The 20,869-nt window shown below is 52.8% G+C and carries 21 protein-coding genes, 4 pseudogenes and 1 riboswitch; of the genes and pseudogenes, 7 read left to right on the forward strand and 18 right to left on the reverse strand.

From position 1 onward, the window contains the following. Positions 1–111 precede the first annotated feature (111 nt). The gene (locus B9L21_RS11425; RefSeq protein WP_063166487.1) at positions 112–2,247 is read left to right on the forward strand and encodes an ATP-dependent Clp protease ATP-binding subunit; all 2,136 of its coding nucleotides are present in this window, start codon (positions 112–114) and stop codon (positions 2,245–2,247) included. Positions 2,248–2,528: 281 nt separating this feature from the next. Here B9L21_RS11425 and larC read toward each other — a convergent pair whose 3' ends face one another. The 9 genes and pseudogenes from larC to B9L21_RS17690 form a co-directional block, all read right to left on the reverse strand. Beyond that, entirely contained in the window at positions 2,529–3,011 is a 483-nt protein-coding gene (gene larC / locus B9L21_RS18095) for a nickel insertion protein (RefSeq protein WP_020959115.1), read from the reverse strand. A gap of 25 nt (positions 3,012–3,036) precedes the next feature. After that, positions 3,037–3,951: a LarC family nickel insertion protein gene (locus B9L21_RS18100; RefSeq protein ID WP_063166489.1), complete on the reverse strand. Its 915-nt coding sequence runs from the start codon at positions 3,949–3,951 to the stop codon at positions 3,037–3,039. 5 nt (positions 3,952–3,956) lie between these two features. Then, a complete protein-coding gene (gene larB / locus B9L21_RS11440; protein WP_063167396.1) occupies positions 3,957–4,706 on the reverse strand; it encodes a nickel pincer cofactor biosynthesis protein LarB in 750 nt (249 codons plus the stop codon). A 4-nt stretch (positions 4,707–4,710) separates the two neighbouring features. After that, positions 4,711–4,980, reverse strand: coding sequence for an FGGY family carbohydrate kinase (locus B9L21_RS11445; RefSeq protein WP_063166490.1), 270 nt, complete (start codon positions 4,978–4,980; stop codon positions 4,711–4,713). A gap of 147 nt (positions 4,981–5,127) precedes the next feature. Beyond that, a complete protein-coding gene (larE, locus tag B9L21_RS11450; RefSeq protein WP_063166491.1) occupies positions 5,128–5,931 on the reverse strand; it encodes an ATP-dependent sacrificial sulfur transferase LarE in 804 nt (267 codons plus the stop codon). 27 nt (positions 5,932–5,958) lie between these two features. Then, positions 5,959–6,452, reverse strand: a pseudogene (locus tag B9L21_RS11455) (SDR family oxidoreductase). A 21-nt stretch (positions 6,453–6,473) separates the two neighbouring features. Next, entirely contained in the window at positions 6,474–6,779 is a 306-nt protein-coding gene (locus B9L21_RS11460) for a hypothetical protein (RefSeq protein WP_174539025.1), read from the reverse strand. A 23-nt stretch (positions 6,780–6,802) separates the two neighbouring features. Next, positions 6,803–7,030, reverse strand: a pseudogene (locus B9L21_RS11465) (glycoside hydrolase family 2 TIM barrel-domain containing protein); the annotation flags it as partial. Then, the gene (locus B9L21_RS17690; RefSeq protein ID WP_156487387.1) at positions 7,008–7,166 is read right to left on the reverse strand and encodes a hypothetical protein; all 159 of its coding nucleotides are present in this window, start codon (positions 7,164–7,166) and stop codon (positions 7,008–7,010) included. The gene B9L21_RS17690 and the pseudogene B9L21_RS11465, both read right to left, overlap by 23 nt. A gap of 62 nt (positions 7,167–7,228) precedes the next feature. Here B9L21_RS17690 and mntA point away from each other — a divergent pair, with 62 nt between their 5' ends. Further along, positions 7,229–7,624 (forward strand): type VII toxin-antitoxin system MntA family adenylyltransferase antitoxin, encoded by a 396-nt coding sequence (gene mntA, locus B9L21_RS11470; protein WP_063167397.1) that lies wholly within the window; start codon positions 7,229–7,231, stop codon positions 7,622–7,624. Further along, positions 7,614–8,033: a type VII toxin-antitoxin system HepT family RNase toxin gene (gene hepT / locus B9L21_RS11475; RefSeq protein ID WP_063166496.1), complete on the forward strand. Its 420-nt coding sequence runs from the start codon at positions 7,614–7,616 to the stop codon at positions 8,031–8,033. The genes mntA and hepT overlap by 11 nt, the downstream gene beginning before the upstream one ends. Positions 8,034–8,060: 27 nt before the next feature. Here hepT and B9L21_RS11480 read toward each other — a convergent pair whose 3' ends face one another. From B9L21_RS11480 to B9L21_RS11505, 6 genes and pseudogenes are all read right to left on the reverse strand, one after another. Beyond that, positions 8,061–8,714, reverse strand: a complete 654-nt coding sequence (locus B9L21_RS11480; RefSeq protein ID WP_063166497.1) for a TetR/AcrR family transcriptional regulator — start codon at positions 8,712–8,714, stop codon at positions 8,061–8,063. 11 nt (positions 8,715–8,725) lie between these two features. Further along, a pseudogene (locus tag B9L21_RS11485) lies at positions 8,726–9,196 on the reverse strand (ABC transporter permease); the annotation flags it as partial. Then, positions 9,196–9,375 (reverse strand): annotated as a pseudogene (locus B9L21_RS11490) (ATP-binding cassette domain-containing protein); the annotation flags it as partial. The pseudogenes B9L21_RS11490 and B9L21_RS11485, both read right to left, overlap by 1 nt. 24 nt (positions 9,376–9,399) lie before the next feature. Then, a complete protein-coding gene (locus B9L21_RS11495; protein WP_063166498.1) occupies positions 9,400–10,605 on the reverse strand; it encodes a YhgE/Pip domain-containing protein in 1,206 nt (401 codons plus the stop codon). A 137-nt stretch (positions 10,606–10,742) separates the two neighbouring features. Further along, positions 10,743–11,258: a GNAT family N-acetyltransferase gene (locus B9L21_RS11500; protein ID WP_063166499.1), complete on the reverse strand. Its 516-nt coding sequence runs from the start codon at positions 11,256–11,258 to the stop codon at positions 10,743–10,745. Positions 11,259–11,478: 220 nt separating this feature from the next. Next, positions 11,479–13,173, reverse strand: coding sequence for a M3 family oligoendopeptidase (locus B9L21_RS11505; RefSeq protein ID WP_063167398.1), 1,695 nt, complete (start codon positions 13,171–13,173; stop codon positions 11,479–11,481). A gap of 349 nt (positions 13,174–13,522) precedes the next feature. Then, a riboswitch (Lysine riboswitch) is annotated at positions 13,523–13,701 on the forward strand. An 88-nt stretch (positions 13,702–13,789) separates the two neighbouring features. On the opposite strand from B9L21_RS11505, the gene B9L21_RS11510 reads away from it, so the two are divergent. The 3 genes from B9L21_RS11510 (at position 13,790) to B9L21_RS11520 (ending at position 17,921) form a co-directional block, all read left to right on the forward strand. Further along, positions 13,790–15,214, forward strand: a complete 1,425-nt coding sequence (locus tag B9L21_RS11510) for an amino acid permease (protein WP_020959096.1) — start codon at positions 13,790–13,792, stop codon at positions 15,212–15,214. Between the two features lie 118 nt (positions 15,215–15,332). Continuing rightward, positions 15,333–17,351, forward strand: a complete 2,019-nt coding sequence (locus B9L21_RS11515) for an alpha/beta hydrolase family protein (RefSeq protein WP_020959095.1) — start codon at positions 15,333–15,335, stop codon at positions 17,349–17,351. An 18-nt stretch (positions 17,352–17,369) separates the two neighbouring features. Continuing rightward, complete coding sequence (locus B9L21_RS11520; RefSeq protein ID WP_020959094.1) at positions 17,370–17,921, forward strand: short-chain dehydrogenase; 552 nt, start codon at positions 17,370–17,372, stop codon at positions 17,919–17,921. 61 nt (positions 17,922–17,982) lie between these two features. Here B9L21_RS11520 and B9L21_RS11525 read toward each other — a convergent pair whose 3' ends face one another. After that, entirely contained in the window at positions 17,983–18,552 is a 570-nt protein-coding gene (locus B9L21_RS11525; protein WP_063166500.1) for a phosphate propanoyltransferase, read from the reverse strand. An 81-nt stretch (positions 18,553–18,633) separates the two neighbouring features. Next, complete coding sequence (locus tag B9L21_RS11530; RefSeq protein WP_063166501.1) at positions 18,634–19,095, reverse strand: MarR family winged helix-turn-helix transcriptional regulator; 462 nt, start codon at positions 19,093–19,095, stop codon at positions 18,634–18,636. A gap of 214 nt (positions 19,096–19,309) precedes the next feature. Here B9L21_RS11530 and B9L21_RS11540 point away from each other — a divergent pair, with 214 nt between their 5' ends. Then, a complete protein-coding gene (locus tag B9L21_RS11540; protein ID WP_063166502.1) occupies positions 19,310–20,041 on the forward strand; it encodes a ZIP family metal transporter in 732 nt (243 codons plus the stop codon). Between the two features lie 279 nt (positions 20,042–20,320). Here B9L21_RS11540 and B9L21_RS11550 read toward each other — a convergent pair whose 3' ends face one another. Beyond that, entirely contained in the window at positions 20,321–20,863 is a 543-nt protein-coding gene (locus B9L21_RS11550; protein ID WP_020959090.1) for a 1,2-dihydroxy-3-keto-5-methylthiopentene dioxygenase, read from the reverse strand. Positions 20,864–20,869 lie beyond the last annotated feature (6 nt).

Consider the following 20,869-nt stretch of genomic DNA (forward strand, 5'->3'; position numbering starts at 1 on the left):
TATAACAATTTTTTTGTAAAAAACACTTGAAAGTCAAAAAAGGTCAAATTATAATAAAGTCAGAAGGTCAAAGAAAGTCAAAGTCAAGGTGCGGAAAAGGAGGTATGCCTTATGCGTTGCCAAGCATGCCAACAACGTGAAGCAACAGTGTTTGTCAACTTGCAATGGAACGAGGAAAAACAACAACTTCACCTGTGCCATGAATGCTATGAAAAGCAAAAACAACAACTGTCCATTCCGATGAACTTCGGCTTTTCGCCGTTTTCGTTTGACGACTGGTTCGCTGGCCATTTGGCGGCGGCCAACGCGCAAGCGGCCGCGCCGGAAACGGCGGCCAAACGCCCGCAGCGCCATGGCGGTGGATTTTTGGATCAATTCGGCCGCAACTTGACGCAAATGGCCAAAGCGGGCTTGATCGATCCGGTCATCGGCCGCGACAAAGAAATTGCGCGCGTCATGGAAATTTTAAACCGCCGCAACAAAAACAACCCGGTGTTGATCGGGGAGCCGGGCGTCGGGAAAACGGCCATCGTTGAAGGGCTGGCGCTGAAAATTGCCGAAGGGCAAGTGCCAGAAAAACTGTTGAACAAAGAAGTGTACTTGCTTGACGTCGCTTCGCTTGTCGCCAACACCGGCATCCGCGGCCAGTTTGAAGAGCGGATGAAACGGCTCATCGCCGAACTGCAAGAGCGGAAAAACATCATCTTGTTCATTGACGAAATCCATCTGCTCGTCGGTGCTGGAGCCGCTGAAGGCTCGATGGACGCGGGCAACATTTTAAAACCGGCGCTTGCCCGCGGCGAGCTGCAAGTCGTTGGGGCGACGACACTCAAAGAATACCGGCAAATTGAAAAAGACGCGGCTCTTGAGCGCCGCTTCCAACCGGTCATCGTCCACGAGCCGACCGTTGAGGAAGCGATCGCCATCTTAAAAGGCATTCAGCCAAAATATGAACAATTCCATCATGTCCGCTATACGGACGAGGCGATCGAAGCGTGCGTGAAATTGTCGCACCGCTACATTCAAGACCGCTTCCTCCCGGACAAGGCGATCGACTTGCTTGACGAGGCCGGCTCGAAAGCGAACTTGCGCCTCGGCCCGACCGATGAAAAGCAACTGCAAGAGCGATTGATCCAAATCGCGAAAGAAAAAGAACAAGCGGCGAAAGAAGAAAACTACGAATTGGCGGCGAAACTGCGCGCTGAAGAGCTGAAGCTTGAGAAACAACTCGAGCAAGGCGTCACCCAAGAACGCCCAACAGTCGATGTGGCGGACATCGAGCAAATCATTGCCGAGAAAACCGGCATCCCAGTCGGCAAACTGCAAGCCGATGAAAAAGAAAAAATGAAACATCTCGAAGAAAACTTGGCGAAAAAAGTGATCGGCCAAGCGGAAGCGGTGAAAAAAGTCGCCAAAGCGATCCGCCGCAGCCGCGCCGGCTTGAAAGCGAAACACCGCCCGATCGGTTCGTTCTTGTTCGTCGGCCCGACCGGCGTCGGGAAAACGGAGCTCGCCAAAACGCTCGCTGAAGAGCTGTTTGGCACAAAAGACGCCATGATTCGCCTCGATATGAGCGAATACATGGAGAAACATTCGGTCTCGAAGCTGATCGGTTCGCCGCCGGGCTATGTCGGCTTTGAAGAAGCCGGCCAGCTGACGGAAAAAGTGCGCCGCAATCCGTACAGCATCATCTTGCTCGACGAGATTGAAAAAGCGCACCCGGATGTACAGCACATCTTCCTGCAAATTTTGGAAGACGGCCGCTTAACCGACAGCCAAGGCCGCACCGTCAGCTTCAAAGACACCGTCATCATCGCGACAAGCAACGCCGGTGTGACCGACAAAAAAATCACCGTCGGCTTTGAAAAACAAAGCGGTGGCGCATCAAGCGTGCTCGACTCCTTGAACGCTTACTTCAAGCCGGAATTTTTGAACCGCTTCGACGCCATCATCGAGTTCAAGCCGCTTGAAAAAGCGCACTTGCTTCAAATCGTCGACTTGATGCTTGCCGAGGTCAAAACGGCAATGCGCGAACAAGGCATCGAACTCGACGTGACCGAAGCGGCGAAAGAAAAGCTGGCTGAGCTCGGCTACCATCCGGCCTTCGGCGCCCGCCCGCTCCGCCGCGCCATCCAGGAACATGTTGAAGACAACATCGCCGACTGCCTGCTTGACGCCGATCAATCGGTGCGTGCGATCCGCATCGATGTCAAAGGCGATGCCATTGTGGCGGAAATCGCATCATAACCGTCTGACGAATGCCGCCTCACCCCGTGTTCGGGGTGGGGCGGTTTTTTGAATCAAAAAAAGGCTGCGCTCCGATGTTGCGCAGCCTTTTTTGGTTAAAACAATCCGCCTTCCCGGCCGACTTCATAGAGATAATAAACGCCATAAACGAGACTGATGGCAGAAACAACCTGCACAAGCGCGCGATACAACGTTTGTTTCGGGCGGGCGAACAAAAACGGCAAACCGAGAAAAGAAGGCCAAATAACAAAGTAAGCGCCAAACCGCTCATCATCGTCCTCCTAGGTTTTCTCCGGTTTCTCATTCAGCTGTTTCCAAACTTGTTCATACACGTTTTTCAACGGAACGCCATTTCTCTGGGCGATCGTTTTGCATTGTTCAAACTCCGGGGCTCTTTGGACGACTTGGCCGCGGTAAATGCCTTCCTTTACCGCCACCGTCCCCCACTCCGTTTCCACCTCACGAAACCGCCGCTCGAGCCGATGCACCGTCAGCGGGTAATAACGCACCCCCAGCGTCGTCGTTTCACGAAACAAAATCTCTTTCATGTCCTCAAGCTTCCCGTGCGAACATAACAGTTGCAGCAAAACGCCGGGGCGATTCTTTTTCATATAAATCGGCGTGTAAAACACATCGTTTGCCCCCGCCTCAAACAACAACTCCATCACGTAGCCGAGCCACTCCCCCGGCGTGTCATCAAGATTCACTTCCATTTTGACCATTTGTTCGTCAATATGTTCATGATGAGGAGGATGGCCGCCCATCGTTCGTCCTCCCTTCCGTACACCTCTACCGTTGTTCACCGATCACTACGCGCAGCACATTCGGGCGGTTCGGGAACGTTTTTGTCCCAGCTCCATATCCGATGGCAGTTACTTTCATCGACGGGAGCGGGCCAAAGCGCTCCGCCAGCACGGAAACAATCGCTGCCCCTGTCGGTGTCGTCAACTCGCCTTTCACCGCCGACTGTTCAATCGGGACGCCTTTTAACAGTTCGAGCGTCGCCGGAGCCGGCACCGGGTATTCGCCATGTGCGATATGAACCGTACCCGACCCGACGGGAATCGGAGACGACTGAATCGACACCGCCCCTAACTGATGGATGAGAATCGCCGTTCCGACAATATCAATGATCGAATCGACGGCTCCGACTTCATGAAAATGAACATCATCCAATGGAACGTGATGAATCCGTCCTTCTGCCTCGCCGATGCGGCGGAAAATCGCCAACGCCGTTTCTTTGACTTCCGCAGCTAACTCAGACGCTTCAATCATCCCCGCAATTTCTTTGTATGACCGGTGATGGTGGCCGTGCCCATGATGATGATCGCTGCCGCCATGAGTGTGTGCGAGATGACGGCCATCGCCGTGATCATGTTCGTGATGATGGTGATGATTGTCATCATGACCGTGCCCGTGATGATGATGGTGTCCGTCATCATGAGCGTGCTCGTGATGGTGGTCACGATGATCATGGCCGGAGTGATGTCGATGATGGTCATCATGCTTGAGGACAACATCAAACTTTGTGCACGTAATGCCGTTTTTGACGATCTTCCGCCATGTTAACGTGTATTCCTCTTCCAACGGGAGTTTCTTTAATTCTGCTTCGAGCAGCTTCGGGTCGGCGCCGGCATCGATGAGCGCGCCGATCACCATATCTCCGCTGATTCCCGAGAAACAATCGAAATAGATTATCGTCATTCGTTTCACCCCTTTTGGCAGGCGAGCCGGTGAATTAAGGCAGCGCTATATCCGCCGCCAAATCCGTTATCAATATTGACGACACTAATGCCCGGCGCGCATGAATTCAACATCGTCAATAATGCCGATAACCCTTGGAAGTGGGCGCCATAGCCGACGCTTGTCGGCACGGCGATCACCGGGTGGGAGACAAGGCCGCTGACGACGCTTGGCAACGCCCCTTCCATTCCGGCCACGACGATCGAAACGGTCGCCGCACGAATGGCTTCGATATGGTGAAACAGCCGGTGAATGCCCGCCACGCCGACATCGTAAAACCGCCGCACTTCACAGTCGAACATCTCGGCGGTGATCGCCGCTTCCTCGGCGACGCCGAGATCTGACGTGCCGGCACAAATCACAGCGATATACGCATCCGTTTCCTTCGTTTTCGCCTGTTCCTTTTTCCAATATAACAGACGCGCGACATCATGATACACCAGCTCGGGAAACAGCGCACGCACAGCCGCTGCTTTGTCTTGTGTCACGCGGGTGACGAGCACGCGGTCGTCATGTTCTTTTAGTGTTCGGACAATGGCGATGATTTGGTCTGCCGTTTTTCCTTCCCCGAACACCACTTCCGGAAACCCTTGCCGTTTCGGGCGATGAAGGTCGACGTTGGCAAATCCTAAGCGGTCAAACGGCTTCAACCGCTCCTTCGCCTCTTCGACACTCAGTTCCCCTGTTTGTACTTGTCGCAAAATGTCTTCGAGCATCACATCACCTATTCCTTTTGAAAGTAGCTCGCCATATGGCGGACAAGGCGCTCGTAGCGTTCATAAACCTCTTTATTTGTTCGATTGCTTCGCGCACGGCCAAGACCGCGGAACGCTCAATTTCCGCCGCATCTTGTTCCACCCACCCTTGTTTCGGGTAATGGAACGTATTCATTTTTTCAGCCTCGGCCATCAATTGGCCGCTCCTATGAAACACACATGCTTTCACACTTGTCGTTCCAAGATCCAACCCGATCACATATTCTTTTGCCATGATGCCTCTCCTTTTTCGCATTCAACCAACCATTTCGAACGCTAGTCCATTGATTCGAAAAAAGTAATTCCGGAACAGAAACACGTCAGAAATCTTTACGCTTAAGAACCTGCTTTCGACATGCTGGCCCGTTCGCTGATCGATCGCTTACGGCAACATTTTGTTCATACTTCCGCTCTGATAGCCGACTAAATCGAGCGTCACATATTGATAGCCGTACGTTTGCAGCTGTTTCGCAATGCGGTCGCGATGCGCCAAAATGACCGCCATATCGTTTGGCTCCACTTCAATTCTTGCAACCTCTTGGTGAGTGCGGACCCGCACTTGGCGAATCTGAAACGTCTGTCTGAGAAATTGTTCTGCTTTTTCCACCCTCGTCAATTTTTCCACTGTAATCGATTCGCCATAGGCAATGCGCGACGACAGACAGGCAAAAGACGGTTTGTCCCATGTCGGCAAGCCGAGCCGGCGGGAGAGTTCACGAATTTCTTTTTTGTATAAGTTCGCCTCTTGAAGGGGGCCGCGCACCCCTCTTTCTTTCGCCGCCTTCATTCCCGGCCGATATTCGTTGGCGTCATCGGCAATGACACCGTAAACGACATTTTGAAACCCTTTTGCCTCCATAAGGGGGATCAAATGGTCAAACAAACTGCTTTTGCAAAAATAACAGCGGTTTTTCGAGTTTTCCGCATAACCCGGGATCGCCAGTTCCGACGTTTCAATAATTTCATGCGGAGCCCCGATCCATTTCGCCAGCCGCTTTGCTTCCTCGAGTTCGCTGGACGGATACGTCTCTGAATCAGCGGTGACGGCCAGCACATGATCTGCTCCGAGCGTGTCCACCGCCGCTTTCAGCAAAAACGTGCTGTCGACCCCGCCGGAAAACGCGACCACCACTGATCCCATATCCCGAAGAATGGACTGCAGCTTTTCATATTTTTGCTCAAGCATCGGCTTCACCTCCCTGCCTACTTTACATTAAATCGTCATGGCGCCAAACCCGCCGTCAACGCGGATGAGCGCGCCGGTGACGAAGCTTGAAGCACGGTCGGATGCCAGCCATACCGCCGCTCCTTGCAGTTCTTCCGGCTCGCCGAACCGTTTCATCGGCGTATGGCGCATAATCGCTTCAACCCGTTCATCATCCAATATTTTCCGGTTTTGCTCAGCCGGGAAAAATCCAGGAATAATGGCGTATTGAGCAAAATGTCCCAGCCTTCTGCCCATTGCTCAATGCGCTCAGCCACTTGCAAAAGCGAAGCGCGGTCGCTGACATCGGCTTGAAACGCTTGAGCCGTCCCGCCGTGATGGCGGATGTCTGCGGCGACTTGTTCCGCCTTGTCCAAATTGCGCCCCACAATGGCGACCTTCGCTCCGTATGCAGCCAATCCTTTGGCCATCGCTGACCCTAATACACTATTTCTCCCGATGGCTACAGCTACTTTTCCTGTCAAGTCAAATAAGCGATCCATGTTGTCCTCTCCCTTTGCTTGTTAAAATAATTGTCCATGTTTATCAAACACCCATTCATATGGACCGGCAACGACTTCCATATTCATGACAAGCACGTCAATTTGGTCAAAAAACAGACGCGGCAGCAGCTGCTTCGCTTTTTTCTGCAGCTCCGGCTCCTTCTCAATGATTTCCTTTGGCGTCAGCACATCCACGACCGCCACTTTGTCAAACGCATTTTCAATCGTCGCCCCCCCGAACAGCACCGGTTTTTTCTCTATCATCATTTTCGCCATCGCCGGAACGTTTCCTGCTGGATGCGCTGGCGTTTCGTCTGTCATCTTCACTTTTTATTTTACCATTTGCGATCCGTTTCTGGGGCGGCCCCAAGGTGGACGACAATTGTCACCGGCCGCTTTTGCGGGTCAAGCTGTTTCGCCAGTTCAACAAGCGGTTGGAAATATTCGTAAGCCCCTTCTTCCTCTGAAGCCGGCTCGTTGGCGATCGACCACATCACGACCGATGGGTGATTCTTGTCGCGGGCGATCAGCTCTTTGATCACTTGCTTATGTTGTTCAAACGTTTGAAGCAATTCCCATTTGCACGTAAACATGCGGTGTCGTATAAATTTTCACCGGTCGGTACAGCCCGGCATAATTGAAAAAATCAAAGTTCGGATTGTTGCGCACCACCGTGCCAAGTCCTTTTAGTTTCTTTTTCCCGCTTTTCGCCAAAAACAAGAACATTTTGCTATAATGGAGGAAAACATAAGGGGGTGCCGTGATTGCCAAACCAAATGGAGACGGTCATCATTCAGACCCTCCGTCCGGTTCTTGACCCGTTCGTCATTTATCTGTTCGGTTCAGCCGCCCGTGGGGCGATGCGCCCGGACAGTGATGTCGATATCGCCTTTGTCAGCGACGGCGAACCGCATGATCCGTATGAGCTGTTTCGGCTCGCGGGGCATTTGGCTGACAAGTTAGGGCGAGATGTCGATCTTGTCGATTTGCGCCAAGCCAGCACCGTGTTTCAAGCGCAAGTCGTCTCGACGGGAAAAGCCATTGATTGCCGCGACGAGCGGAAACGGGCTGAGTTCGAAATGAAAACATTGAAAATGTATGTGAAACTAAACGAAGAAAGAGCGCCGGTGTTAAAACAAATTACGGAAAGCGGGAGCATATATGAAAAGTGATGTCATTTTAAACAAGATCAGCGTGATCGAACGCTGCCTGAAACGAATTCGTGAAGAATATAACGGCGATCCAAAAAATTTACAAAATTACACAAAACAAGATTCGATCGTTCTGAATTTACAGCGGGCGTGCGAAGCCTGCATCGATTTGGCCATGCATATCGTTGCCGAGCAAAAATTCGGATTGCCGCAGCATAGCCGCGATGCGTTCGCTCTTCTCGAAGAACATGGGGTCATCTCCCCTTCCGTAAGCAAAAAGATGAAGGCGATGATCGGATTCCGCAACATCGCTGTTCACGACTACCAACAACTGAACCTCGGCATCGTGCAAGCCATCGTTGAACACCATCTTGATGATTTCAAACAGTTTGCCGAAGCTATCCTCCGTTATGCGAAAGAAAACAACTAGGCCGGCTCCTGCGCGGAAGCCGGCCGGTTAGCGCCGCAGACCGTTCATCAATACGTGAATCGTCCGCTCCATCTCCGCCTCATCGTCCCAATGGTGGTCAGGCAAAAGGAGAAAGCGGGCGGCCAAAAAGCCGGCGAGCGATGTGATCGTCAGGCGGATGACGGAATCGACCGGCAGCTCGGCCAACTCCCCTTTCTCTTGAAAGTGGCGGGCAATGCGGGCGAATTTCGGATACACATGCTCGACAAACACGCGTTGAAAGCACTGTTTGATCTCGGAATGAAAGGCCAGCTCCTGCCAGAGCACGCGAATCGCCGGCAAATACGTTTTCACAAACGCGTAGCGGTTAGCGAGCACCGCGCGCAAAAACTGTTCGTACGTCTCATATTCGTTGTCAAACACTTCGCGAACAAACTCTTTCGCCAAAAACGGGGCGACGGACTGAAACAATGTCGGCGTGACGATCGCCAACAATAAGTCTTTTTTCGTCTTATAGTGGCGGAAGATCGTCCCTTCCGCCACCCCGGCCTTTTTGGCGATTTCACTCGTGGAAGTCGCCGCATAGCCTTTTTCAGCAAACATTTCCACCGCCGCTTCCAAAATTTTCAGCTGTTTTTCACTGAACTTCCCGTCCTTGCCGCCGATTTGCAGCAATTCCTGAATCCATGAATGCTCGCTCATTGCTCTACCCCTTACAGCTTGCGATATTTTTTCAGCGTTACTACATTTAGTACCATAAACAGCAGCGTGAAACCAAGCAGCACGTATACGTCAACAGCGATAGCGCTCCACCCCTCTCCGCGCACCATAATATCGCGCAGCGCATCCGCCCCGTAGTTGAGCGGCATGACGACGCTCAGCGAACGCAGCCATTGTTCCATCGTGTCAAGATTGAACAAGCCGGAGAAAAACACTTGCGGCACGACGACAAGCGGGATAAACTGCACCATTTGCAGCTCGTTGTTGGCAAACGCCGACAGCAGCATCCCGAGCGCCAGCGCCGTCATCGCCAGCAAAAACGTAATGAGCAGCACATACCCGAACGAACCCTCCATCATCATGTCGAGCACATCAATAGCAAACCATGAAATTAAGCTTGCTTGAATCGTCGTAAACAGCCCGAACCCGACCATGTAGCCGGCGACCATTTCCCAGCGCCGAATTCACTCGCTTGATCAATGCCGGCGATCATGCGCACCAACGTCGTCTTGCCCGCCCCCGACGGGCCGAGCAGGCCGAATATTTCCCCCGTCTGGACTTCCAACGACACATCGTCGATGACTACTTTTTTTCCAAACCGCTTGGAAACACGCTCGACTTGAATAGGTGGATGAGTGCGCATTGTTCATTCCCCCTTTACACCTCATCATGACGTCACCAGTTTGCCGGATTCCTCCGATTCCTGAACCATACGTTTCTTGAATGCCGAAACGATGACGAGAACAACCCCGACAAACGCCAGCCAACATAAGACGGAAACGGGTTCGTTCCATTGAAATGTCGGATCAAAGAAAAAGAGTTCCCGAAGCCCCTCGACCATGAAGCGCTGCGGCAGCCATGAATAAACCCAATCGCGGTAAAATGATGTCATCAATTCCGGCGCCATGGAAAGCAGTGGAGCGCCGAAGAACAAAAGAAGAATAAAAATCAGGATCCCTTTTAACCCAATCCAAGCGAACACGGCGCTTTCAATGGCAAAAAAGCTAAAAAAGGCAAGGGAAACAAACAGCGCCATATCTATAAATGAAGGGATATGAAATCCGATCGCATCCGCCATCCCGATAAGTCCAAATCCTGCGATCAGCGCCAGCAGCAGCCCAACAACCGTTTTCATCACCTGTGCAGCTAGCTTCTCGCGTCGATGGGCAAACGCGCGTCGATCCATCGCTAAATGTAGCAGCGCCGCTGCAGCGAGGCTTGCCACCCAAATCGGCTGAACGAACGAAACAGGCGCATTGCCGTTGGCGCTGTGTGTGCCGACCGCGTGAATGACGGCCGTCTCTTTCTCAACAGGCGAGGCGAGAAGAGCAGCCTGTTCAACCGTCACCATTCCCCCTTTTTTAGCCATCGCTTGCAACAATTGTTGGCGCACGTTGGCATTGATATGGTCCGCCGCTTGATTCAAGATTTGCTGCACGATGGCAGACGCTGCGGCATTCATTCCTTGATTGACGACGATTTTCACTTTTGGGGCAGAAGGACGGGGCGTCTGCAGGGACGCTACTTTCTTGCTGAAATCTTTTGGAATGATGAGAGCGCCATAATAGTGTTGCTTATCCATTCCTTTTTTCGCTTTGTTCTCGCTGTCAACTTGCATCCAATCAATTGGGGGGTGATCCTTTCCAGCTGCATTCGATTTCGCCATGTTTTGGATGGCTTGTTCAATGTTCTTCCCCATGTTGATCGGGGGCTGATTCGGCAATTGCACCCCTTCGTCCTCGTTGACAAACGCAACGGGAAGCTTTTGCGGCTTCGGATGCACGGTTGGAACAAGAACAAGAGAGAAAATCAATACTACAATGGCCACCATGACAGGCGACAAGGCCACCCACTTACTTCTCAAAATGCTCATGCACCTTTCCTCCTTCTTGAAATAAAATAGTGAGTAATCACTCACAAAAAGTATAAAACAGGACAAACGTGTTTTTAAAGTGAGTAATCACTCGCAAAACAAATTTTTTGAGCTGCCGAACTGTCGGCAGCCCCTTCCTAGTTCATCGTTTGAATGTCTTGCCAGCCGTAGCACCACTCCGATAACACTGTTCCGCCGATTTCCACCCTTTCCTCGGCCAGTTTTTCACCGCCAAGCCGTTCGTAGAAACCGCGCGACGGATTGGCGGCAAGCACCCAGACGACGAGCGAATGAATGCCTTTTTGCGCCAAGTCGCGGGCCAAGGCTTGCACAAGCCGCCGTCCCCATCCTTTTCCTTGGGCCTCTTTGAGCAAATACACCGCGTACAGCTCCCCGTCATATCGGGCCGCTGGGCCGTCGCTCGCCCGGTTTCGTCCGCCGGAGATGAATCCAACGACGCGCCCGTGTTCCTCGGCGACAAACACGGAATGGTCCGCTTGGCTGAGCCCCTTCTCCCATAACGCTTGTTTTTCTTCCACTGCCAACGTCTCCAAGTACGCGTCCGGCACGATGCCGCTATACGTCGTCTTCCAACTTTCGACGTGGACCGAAGCGATGGCCAGTGCGTCGACCCATGTGGCTTTACGGATCATCGTTTTCCCCCTTTTCCCCAGTTTGATAGAAGTTTTCAAATTGAACGCTCTCCCACCTACGCTTGAGCTTTGAGGTGAGAGATTGTTGGAAACACCCGCCCCACAGCAGGCTGTCAACCAAGCCATCCCCGCCCAACACGTGGAAGTGGGGGTCTTCTCGGCGCGAGATGATAAAGAAAAGCAGGGCGGTGCTGTTCCCGCCCGCCTTCTTTGCTTCTTTTTACAAGGCTTTGTCATCGACACTGTCCAGCCACCGTTCGATATGGCCGGCGACTGAAGCGACCGCCCCGTCGGCAAACGGCGACTGGAGGTTGGCGCATTGGACGAGCTCGGTAAACGGCCGGCTGCCGCCCAATCGGCAAAGCGCCACATAGTCGCGCCACGCCGCAGCCCGGTCGTCTTGCGCCCGCTTCCAAAACTGGAACGCGCACACTTGCGCAAGCGTGTAGTCAATGTAATAAAACGGGTCGGTGTAAATATGCCCTTGCCGCTGCCAAAAGCCGCCCCGTTCAAGGTAATCGTGGCCGTCGTAATCCCTTGTCGGCAAATACACGTTCTCAATGTCACGCCATGTTTTCTTCCGCTCGGCCGGCGTCATATCCGGGTTCTCGTAGACCGCGTGCTGAAATTCATCGACCGCCACGCCGTACGGCAAAAACAAGAGCGCGTCGCTCAAATGGGCGAACCGGTATTTGTCGGCGTCGTCGGCGAAAAACAGCTCCATCCACGGCCAGGTGAAAAACTCCATGCTCATCGAATGGATTTCACACGCCTCAAGCGTCGGCCAGTTGTATTCCGGAATGTCGTAATGACGGCTTTCATACACTTGGAACGCATGTCCGGCTTCATGGGTCAATACGTCAATGTCGCCGGATGTGCCGGTAAAGTTCGAGAAAATAAACGGCGCCTTGTAATCATCGATATACGTGCAATAGCCGCCGCCCGCCTTCCCTTTTTTGGCGACGAGGTCCATCAATTCGTGTTCGACCATATAGCGGAAAAACGCGCCGGTTTCCGGCGACAGCTCTTCATACATGCGCCGGCCGTTGTCGACGATCCAAGCGGCGTCCCCTTTTGGCGCCGGGTTGCCGCTTGGGAACATGAACGGCTCATCATAATACGTAAGCCGGTCGACCTGAATCCGCTGCCGCTGGCGCTCGCGCAGCTTGGCGGCGAGCGGGACGATGTGCGTTTTCACTTGCCGGCGGAAGTTGGCAACCATCTCGGCATTGTAATCGGTCCGGCCTAAACGGGCATAACCGAGCTCGACAAAATTTTTGAACCCCAGCTTCTCGGCGATCGCCGTGCGGACATGGACGAGCTCATCGTACAGCTCATCAAGCTCTTTTTCATGATCGGTGAAAAACGAAAACCTTGCTTCGCTCGCCCGTTTGCGCATCGAGCGATCCGGCGATTCGACGAACGGCTGCAGCTGGGCAAGCGTCCGCTCTTCGCCTTCAAACATGATTTTTGCCGATGCGATGAGCTTCGTATATTCGCTCGCCAGCTTGTTTTCTTTTTGCAAGTCTTCCATCACTGCCGGAGCGTACGTTTTCAGCTGCGTTTCCGCTAAGGCAAACAGCTGCGCGCCCCACGTTTTTTCGAGCTCAGCGCGAAACGGCGACTCGACAAGGGCGCGGTAATAATCGTTGATGAGCCCTTTGACGACCGGTTCCGTTTCATCAAAAAAGTCTTGTTCTTTCTTATAGAACTCATCGTTTGTATCGATCGTATGGCGGATATGACAAAGGTTCGCCATCGTGCTGTAGCGGCGGCGCAGTTCGTTGACCCGTTTCATCGCCTCGTGCTGCCCGGCAGCGCTCCCGGCGCGGCGGAACGCATCGAGCGCCTCCTGAAACGATGCCTGCAGCTGATCCATGTCGGGCCGCTCATAATGAAATGCGGAAAATTTCAAGCCAATCCCTTCTTTCTTTATTTTTTCGCCAAACACGGCGGCAATTTCTTCTTTTGCTTCAACCAATTGCTTATTCGCCGTTTGTCGCAAAAATCCTTCTCATTGCCAACTTTCTGAATATAATTCCATTTTATTGCATGTTTCAGAAGTGAGGCAACTATGCTGTCGCCGTCCAAATGCTACGTTATTTTCTCCAAAAACATAACGATCGCCAATTTTTTTCGCACGCCCGGAGGTCGCGGCAACAGACGGAAGACCTACACGCTTAACCTTATTTCAGAAAAATATATTGACGTTTTTTGTCGAATCGGGTAAGATAATGTCGGCAACGATATCCCCCTCTCCACTTCAATGGGATAGAGGTTGCGATGGGTAAAAGTAGTTTCGCTGAGGCCGGAGCGCTGATGAAGCGGAATGAAAGGATTCATCGCCGAAGTTTGCGGCGCGCTCCGGCGGCGCAAGCTGGGCCTGCGGCCGAACAGACGCAGGACTGCCATCGTTCTAAGGCGATGGAGCGCTATCGCATTCAGTTGGATGCGGATGTGTCATGCACCCGTTGAAACGATAAGGGTGCTTTTTTATTGTTTATCTTTGGTGAAGAAAGGAGTTTTCCATCTTGAATAACAACCGGCAACTCGGATTTTGGGTGTTAACGGCGTTAGTCGTTGGCAATATGGTCGGATCCGGCATTTTTATGCTGCCGCGCTCATTGGCAGAGGCGGCGAACCCGATTGGCGTCATGTTCGCCTGGCTATTGACCGGCGTCGGCGTGTTAATGACGGCGCTTGTGTTTGGCAACTTGGCGATCCGCAAGCCGAACTTGGGCGGCGGGCCGCAAATTTACGCGAAGGAGCTGTTTCCGAAAGGTTCGAACTTGTCGATTTTATCCGGTTTTATGTCGTCGTGGGGCTATTGGGTCGGCAACTTTGCCGGCAATGTCGCCATCATCACGACGTTTGCGAGCTACTTGTCGACATTTTTCCCTGTATTAACGAGCGACAAAACCGTTCTCACGATGGGCTCGTTTACGCTAAAGCTTGGGAATTTGCTTACCTTTCTCGTCTGCACGGCGCTTCTTTGGGTGATGCACGCCATTATTTTGCGCGGCGTAGAAGATGCCGGCAAGTTGAATTTCGCGGCGACAGCGGCGAAAGTGCTCGGCTTTTTCCTGTTTATTGTCATTGCCTTATTCGCTTTTGACAGAGCGATCGTCGGTCCGCTTGATGCCCCGCGTTATGACGGAGACGGACAGCCGCTCGGCCTGCTTGGACAAATTAACAACGCCGCGTTAGCGACGCTTTGGGCGTTTGTCGGTGTTGAATCGGCGATGGTGTTCGCTTCGCGGGCGCGCAAACAGGCGGATGTGAAGCGGGCGACGATCGCCGGTCTTTTGATCGCTTTGGCCATTTATATTGGCATCAGCTTTTTGGTAATGGGCGTCTTGCCGCAAGACAAGCTCATTCAATCGGAGAAGCCGCTCGTTGATGCCATTGTCGCCATCGTCGGCCCGGGCGGCGGCTACGTGCTTGCTGGTCTTGGTCTCATCAGCTTGCTCGGTTCGACGCTCGGCTGGATTTTGTTGAGCGCAGAAGTGCCGTACCAGGCGGCGAAACAAGGGCTGTTTCTGCCGGCCTTTTTGAAAGAAAACAAGAAAAACGTGCCAAGCTTCTCGTTGACGCTATCGAATGCATTGGCCCAGCTGTTCATTTTCTCGACCATTTCCCATTCGATGGCGGCAGCGTTCGACTTTGTCATTTACATCGCTACGCTCGCCTATCTCGTTCCGTATTTGATCGCCTCTGTCTTCCAGCTGAAACTCGTGCTCACCGGGGAAACGTATGGGGCAGCGCACGGACGGCTGGCTGACGGCGTGATCGCTGCTTTGGCGACCGTCTACTCCGTCTGGGTCGTCATCGCTGGCACAGCGGACATGAAAACGTTCCTGCTCGGCGTCGCCTTGCTGGCCAGCGGCGTGATCTTCTACCCGCAAGTGAAAAAAGCGGCGCAGCAAACAAACGAAAAAGAAAAATTATCAGCGTAACAAACACCGAACGTCCTTCAACGGGACGTTCGTTTTTTTATTGCCGGCAGGATTTTTCTTTCGAAACACGAAATAAGATACTATCCTAACTTTACTTTATGGAAAGAGGAGGTCGCTCATGAACAATGGACAACCGCTGAAACACCGCGGCATGACTGTAGAAGATCTGCTTCGCCTCCGCTCGGTGCGCGATCCGCACTACGCGCCGGACGGAACGCGCGGCGTGTTCGTGCAAAAATCGATCGATGAGGAAAAACAATACCGTTCCCATCTATACATATGGACCGAAGGCGGCGCCGTCCGCCAGTGGACGTTCGGCCGCTGGCGCGACACGAGGCCGCGCTTTTCCCCGGACAGCAAAACGATCGCGTTTTTGTCCGACCGCTCCGGGCGCACACAGCTTTGGCTGTTGCCGGCTGACGGCGGCGAAGCGCGCCAGCTGACGTTTTTCAAAAACGGGGTGCGCGATTACGTTTGGACGCCGGACGGGGCGTTTCTCATCGCTTTGACAACGCTTGGCGACAACGAAACGATCGACGACCGGGAAGAGCCGGAAAAAAAGGAAACGAAGCCGGCTGACCTGAAACCGCGCGTGGTGGAGCGGCTCTACTACAAATCAGACGCATCGGGTTTTCTTGACGGCAAACAGGCGGTGCTCGTGCGCATCGATGCAACGTCAGGAAAAGCGGAAGCGTTGACAAACCTCGAGGAAGAAATCGGCTCATTTGCCGTTTCGCCAAACGGGCAGACGCTCGCCTTTGTCGCCAATCGGAACAATGATCCTGACACCATGTTTACGCGCGACATCATTTTGCTCGATCTCGAGAAAAAAACAGAAACGAACTTGACGAACGGATGCGGCACATTCGCCTCGCTCGCCTGGTCGCCGGACGGAATGAAGCTCGCGGCCATCGGCCATGATCTCGCTTATCTCGGAGCGACCATTCACCGTCTCTACGTCTTTGAACTAGAACGTCAAACGAAGCGGGTGCTGACCGCCGATTGGGACGTTCATCTCGGCGATGCGATGGTCGGCGATACACACGCCGATGCAAAAGGCCCAGGCCCGGTTTGGAAACATGACGGAACCGGTGTATACGTCACCGCCTCGGAGCGCGGACGCGTCAACGTATTTTTCATCCCGCTTGACGGACCCGTCGTTCCGATCATCGAAGGGGACTTCCATGTATACGGCCTCGCCATCCATCCGAACGAACAGCAGGCCGTTGCCGCGATTAGCGAGCCGACAGTGATTGGGGATTTATATGCCATCTCACTTGAAAGCGGCGCAAAAACGCGGCTCACCACGGTCAATGAAGCGCTCGAGAACGAAGTCGCGCTCGCTGATGCCGAACCGTTTACCTACCAATCAACAGACGGTTCGGACATTCAAGGTTGGGTCATGAAGCCGCCCGGGCTTGGCGGCGGAGAAAAAGCACCGCTTATCGTCGAAATTCATGGCGGCCCGCATACAATGTACGGATTTACGTTTTTCCATGAATTTCAGCTGCTCGCTTCTTCCGGCTATGCTGTGCTGTTTACGAATCCGCGCGGAAGCCATGGATACGGCCAACCGTTTGTCAATGCAGTGCGCGGCGATTACGGCGGCATGGATTATGAAGACATTATGGCCGGCGTCGACGCCGCCATCAAGCAGTTCGCCTTTATTGACGAGACACGTCTTGGCGTTACCGGCGGCAGCTACGGCGGATTTATGACGAACTGGATCGTCGGGCACACCGACCGCTTCCGAGCCGCCGTCACCCAGCGCTCGATTTCCAACTGGCTCAGCTTCGCCGGCGTGAGCGACATCGGCTACTTTTTCACGAAATGGGAAGTTGGGTGCGACGTCTGGGAAGACGCCGAGCGGCTTTGGCATCATTCGCCGCTCAAATACGTCCAACATGTGCGCACGCCGCTCTTAATTTTGCATAGCGAGCATGACTATCGCTGCCCGATCGAGCAGGCGGAACAGTTGTTTATCGCATTGAAACAACTCGGGCGGGAAACGAAACTTGTCCGCTTCCCCGATGCCAATCACGATTTGTCGCGCACCGGCAACCCGGCACTTCGCCTCGAACGGCTTCGCCAAATCGTCGGTTGGTTTGATCATTATTTGAAAGGACCACTGGATTAATTTGAAAGGAGACGCGCCATGCACGCCCTTGTCATCGGCGGGACAGGCATGTTGGCTGATGTGTCGCTTTGGCTTGTGCGGGAAGGATATGATGTGTCCGTCATCGCCCGCCGCTACGGACGGATGAAGCAGCTCATCGACCGCGCTGGACAAATGGCATCCATCAATCCGCTTCTTGTTGACTATCGCGATCAAGAAGCGCTTTGTTCCCTAATTTCCCGGGCCGTCCAAAAAAACGGAACGTTTGCTCTAATCATTGCGTGGGTGCATACAGACGGAAACCAGGCGCTGTCCACTGTCATCAAAAAAAATAGCGGACATCCCGGCCCTTGGCGGTTGTTTCACGTGCTCGGCAGCCGCGCCGATCCAGCCGAGGCGAAATCGGAACTCTGTTTGCCTGTCGCTTGCCTTTATCGGCAAGTTCAGCTCGGTTTTGTCGTAGAAGAATACGGTTCGCGCTGGCTCACCCATCAAGAAATCAGCGGCGGCGTCATTGATGCCATTCGGCGTGATGCGCCGTTTCATCTGGTCGGCACCCTAGATCAATCAGAGAAGAAGCGCCCGCGTTAACGGGAGGCGCCCGCTCGGGACGAACGAGAGGGCGCCTTGTCTCCCATTGCTGCGGATGATTTCACGACGGGAGCAACTCCACATAATCGCCCGTTTTTAAACCGGCCGCGTTCGCTTCATCGGTGTCAATGTGCATATCTAACGCAAAGTCTTCGCTGACGCGGACGATCACTTCGTCAAAAATGAGGGCGCGCTCCCCTTGCGTTTTCACTTTCACGACTTGCTTGTCGCGGACGCCAAACGTTTCCGCATCTTTCGGCGTCATATGAATGTGGCGCTTGGCAATGATGACCCCCTTGTCCACCGTCACCGTCCCGTTCGGCCCGTGAATCGTAATGCCCGGCGTTCCTTCAATATCGCCAGATAAGCGGACAGGCGGCACAACACCGAGCTTGAAGCTGTCCGTTTTCGAGATTTCAAGCTGGGTGAGCGAACGGACCGGGCCAAGGACGCGGACATTTTCGATTTTCCCTTTCGATCCTTCCACCGTTACTGTTTCCTTAGCGGCAAACTGGCCGGGCTGGGACAGCGGCTTGAGCACTGTCAACTCGGCGCCTTCCCCGAACAGCGCCGCCATATGTTCTTTCGATAAATGAATATGGCGATTCGATACCCCAACCGGAATCATCATGACGATCTCTCCTTTTTCTAATGTTGTTTTCTTTAAATAACGTGTCCATTTTCGGCAAAAATTAAAGAGACCGACGAATGGTCAGTCTCTGTTTGGCTGGGCGTTTTTCGCTCCGTATCCTAATTTTTTCAGCAAGGCGATCGCTTGCTCTTTTTCCTCCGCCGTAAGCGCTGATACCGTTTCATGAATTTTTTCTGCATGTTCCGGAAAGACGTGCTCAATGAACCGCCGGCCTTCTTCCGTAATCGATGCATACGTGACGCGCCGATCCCGTTCACAGGCCCGGCGGACGATCAACCCTTTGTTTTCCAGTTTGTCGACAACGTAAGTGATGCTGCCGCTGGCGAGCAAAATTTTTTCGCCGATTTGCTGGAGCGGCTGGTCGCCTTTATGGTATAGCAGTTCTAACACCGCAAACTCCGTCGGATTCACCCCGAACGAGTGGATCGATTTGTTTACTTGGTCGCTGACGGACCGATATGCCCGTGACAGTACGATAAACAGTTTCAATGATTGCTCAAGCGCCTGCTCTTTCTGTTCCATGGCATCCAACCCTTTACAATTGACCGTTTCCTACTTGCATTATACCGAAACGGCGAACAGACAGGCAACCGTTTTTGCCGGCTGCCTATGCATTTTGCTCGCCACCGTTTGTTCATTTCGTTATGATAATTTATTATATGGCGGCGCTTGGGCGATTGTCACATTTTTATTATTGGCGCATATGAAAAAGTAAAGGAAGATGAGGAGGGATCGAATGAACCAAGTGTTAGCCGGCAGTGTGCTTTCCGCCTTATCCACCGGGCTTGGCGCCGTGCTGATTTTGTTTATGGCCAAATCGCTCACCCACCAGTGGCGTGACGTACTGCTGGCCTTTTCCGCCGGCATTATGATGGCGGCTTCGATGATGAGTCTCATTCCGGAATCGTTAAAATCAGGGGGCTTCAGCACGTTAACAGTAGGGCTTTCCGCTGGCGTACTTATTTTGACGTTGCTTGAAATGACCGTCCCCCATATTGACTTGGAACATACAAAAAGCGGCTTGCAATTTGATGAAAAAGCGATGCTCATCATCGCTGCCATTACGTTGCACAACCTTCCTGAAGGATTATCGGTGGGAGTCAGCTATGCATCCGATGCCGAGACGACTGGCAATTTGATCGCGTTGGCCATCGGCTTGCAAAATGCGCCGGAAGGATTTTTAGTCGCCTTGTTTTTAGTCAATCAGCACATCAGCCGCTTCAAAGCCTTTCTGATTGCCACATTAACGGGGGCGGTCGAAATCGTCACATCGCTGCTCGGTTTTTATTTAACTTCCCTCTTCCGTGGTTTAGTCCCGTACGGATTGGCGTTTGCCGCCGGAGCCATGCTGTTTATTATTTACAAAGAGCTTATTCCCGAAAGCCATGGCGACGGAAATGAATGGACATCGACATATGCGTTTATTATTGGTATTTTGTTTATGATTTTTCTAACGGAATCGTTTTAACGTAATGTCCGACAGAAGTCTCCCACCTCAAGGAATGTGCAGGGCAAAGCCCGATGGTAGGTGGGAGATGAATGTCGGTTGGCGATCGCCAACTGATGTGGTAATCTATTGTTAGAACGGACGCCTTCGGAGCGAAGGAAAGCGTAAAGGGTTCTTGTGTGTGGCTTACCGTTCGGCGAACACGCACAAGTCGCTTGAAGCCCCCACCTCCAAGCGAAGCGTAGGTGGCGGGTAGTTCACCAAAAACCCCGCTGCCGCACAGGCAACGGGGTATGTTCATTAGTGGCTGACTTCCTCCTTTTCTTCGTACGGATGGGCAACCCAGCCGGACGGATCGATAAACAGACGGACAGCCACAACTTGCCGGTCATCCATCAATGTGAAGTAGTGCGGATTCCCTTCCGGCACGGAAATGACATCGCCCGCTTCCAGCTCGACATCAAAATAACCGGTTTCTTTGTCGCCTTTGATGATGAAAATGCCGTGGCCGGCCGTAATGGCGCGCACTTCATCTTCCGTATGGACGTGCACTTGTTCAAATTTTTTCAGCAGCTCTTCCAAGTTTGGCGTCGCCTCAGACAAAGCGACGATGTCCCACGTTTTGTAGCCGCGGCGCGCTGCCAAGTCTTCGATCTCGTCTTTAAATGTCGTCAAAATTTCCGCTTTCTCTTCATCGCTTAACACATACTTGTCACGCAAATGTTCCGGCAGTTTCGTAATGTCCCAATGCTCGTACAAGACGCCTTGGCTGTTTAAAAAGGCGCGGACATTGTCTTCACCTTCGATTACTTGACCCGTTTTTTTCACTTTGATGACTGCCATCGTCAA

Origin of the sequence: Geobacillus uzenensis (assembly GCF_002217665.1) — a bacterium.
Classification (GTDB): domain Bacteria; phylum Bacillota; class Bacilli; order Bacillales; family Anoxybacillaceae; genus Geobacillus; species Geobacillus subterraneus.

Bases quoted from the DNA above. Each gene is read 5' to 3' on its own strand.
- mntA (WP_063167397.1), top strand. From the start codon at position 7,229: ATGGAGACGGTCATCATTCAGACCCTCCGTCCGGTTCTTGACCCGTTC.
- B9L21_RS11520 (WP_020959094.1), top strand. From the start codon at position 17,370: ATGCACGCCCTTGTCATCGGCGGGACAGGCATGTTGGCTGATGTGTCG.
- B9L21_RS11550 (WP_020959090.1), bottom strand. From the start codon at position 20,863: ATGGCAGTCATCAAAGTGAAAAAAACGGGTCAAGTAATCGAAGGTGAA.
- B9L21_RS11530 (WP_063166501.1), bottom strand. From the start codon at position 19,095: ATGGAACAGAAAGAGCAGGCGCTTGAGCAATCATTGAAACTGTTTATC.
- B9L21_RS11425 (WP_063166487.1), top strand. From the start codon at position 112: ATGCGTTGCCAAGCATGCCAACAACGTGAAGCAACAGTGTTTGTCAAC.
- B9L21_RS11480 (WP_063166497.1), bottom strand. From the start codon at position 8,714: ATGAGCGAGCATTCATGGATTCAGGAATTGCTGCAAATCGGCGGCAAG.
- B9L21_RS18100 (WP_063166489.1), bottom strand. From the start codon at position 3,951: ATGACGATAATCTATTTCGATTGTTTCTCGGGAATCAGCGGAGATATG.
- B9L21_RS11525 (WP_063166500.1), bottom strand. From the start codon at position 18,552: ATGATGATTCCGGTTGGGGTATCGAATCGCCATATTCATTTATCGAAA.
- B9L21_RS11445 (WP_063166490.1), bottom strand. From the start codon at position 4,980: ATGGCAAAAGAATATGTGATCGGGTTGGATCTTGGAACGACAAGTGTG.
- larB (WP_063167396.1), bottom strand. From the start codon at position 4,706: ATGCTCGAAGACATTTTGCGACAAGTACAAACAGGGGAACTGAGTGTC.
- B9L21_RS11495 (WP_063166498.1), bottom strand. From the start codon at position 10,605: ATGAGCATTTTGAGAAGTAAGTGGGTGGCCTTGTCGCCTGTCATGGTG.
- larC (WP_020959115.1), bottom strand. From the start codon at position 3,011: ATGGGCGGCCATCCTCCTCATCATGAACATATTGACGAACAAATGGTC.
- B9L21_RS11515 (WP_020959095.1), top strand. From the start codon at position 15,333: ATGAACAATGGACAACCGCTGAAACACCGCGGCATGACTGTAGAAGAT.
- hepT (WP_063166496.1), top strand. From the start codon at position 7,614: ATGAAAAGTGATGTCATTTTAAACAAGATCAGCGTGATCGAACGCTGC.
- B9L21_RS11500 (WP_063166499.1), bottom strand. From the start codon at position 11,258: ATGATCCGTAAAGCCACATGGGTCGACGCACTGGCCATCGCTTCGGTC.
- larE (WP_063166491.1), bottom strand. From the start codon at position 5,931: ATGCTTGAGCAAAAATATGAAAAGCTGCAGTCCATTCTTCGGGATATG.
- B9L21_RS11540 (WP_063166502.1), top strand. From the start codon at position 19,310: ATGAACCAAGTGTTAGCCGGCAGTGTGCTTTCCGCCTTATCCACCGGG.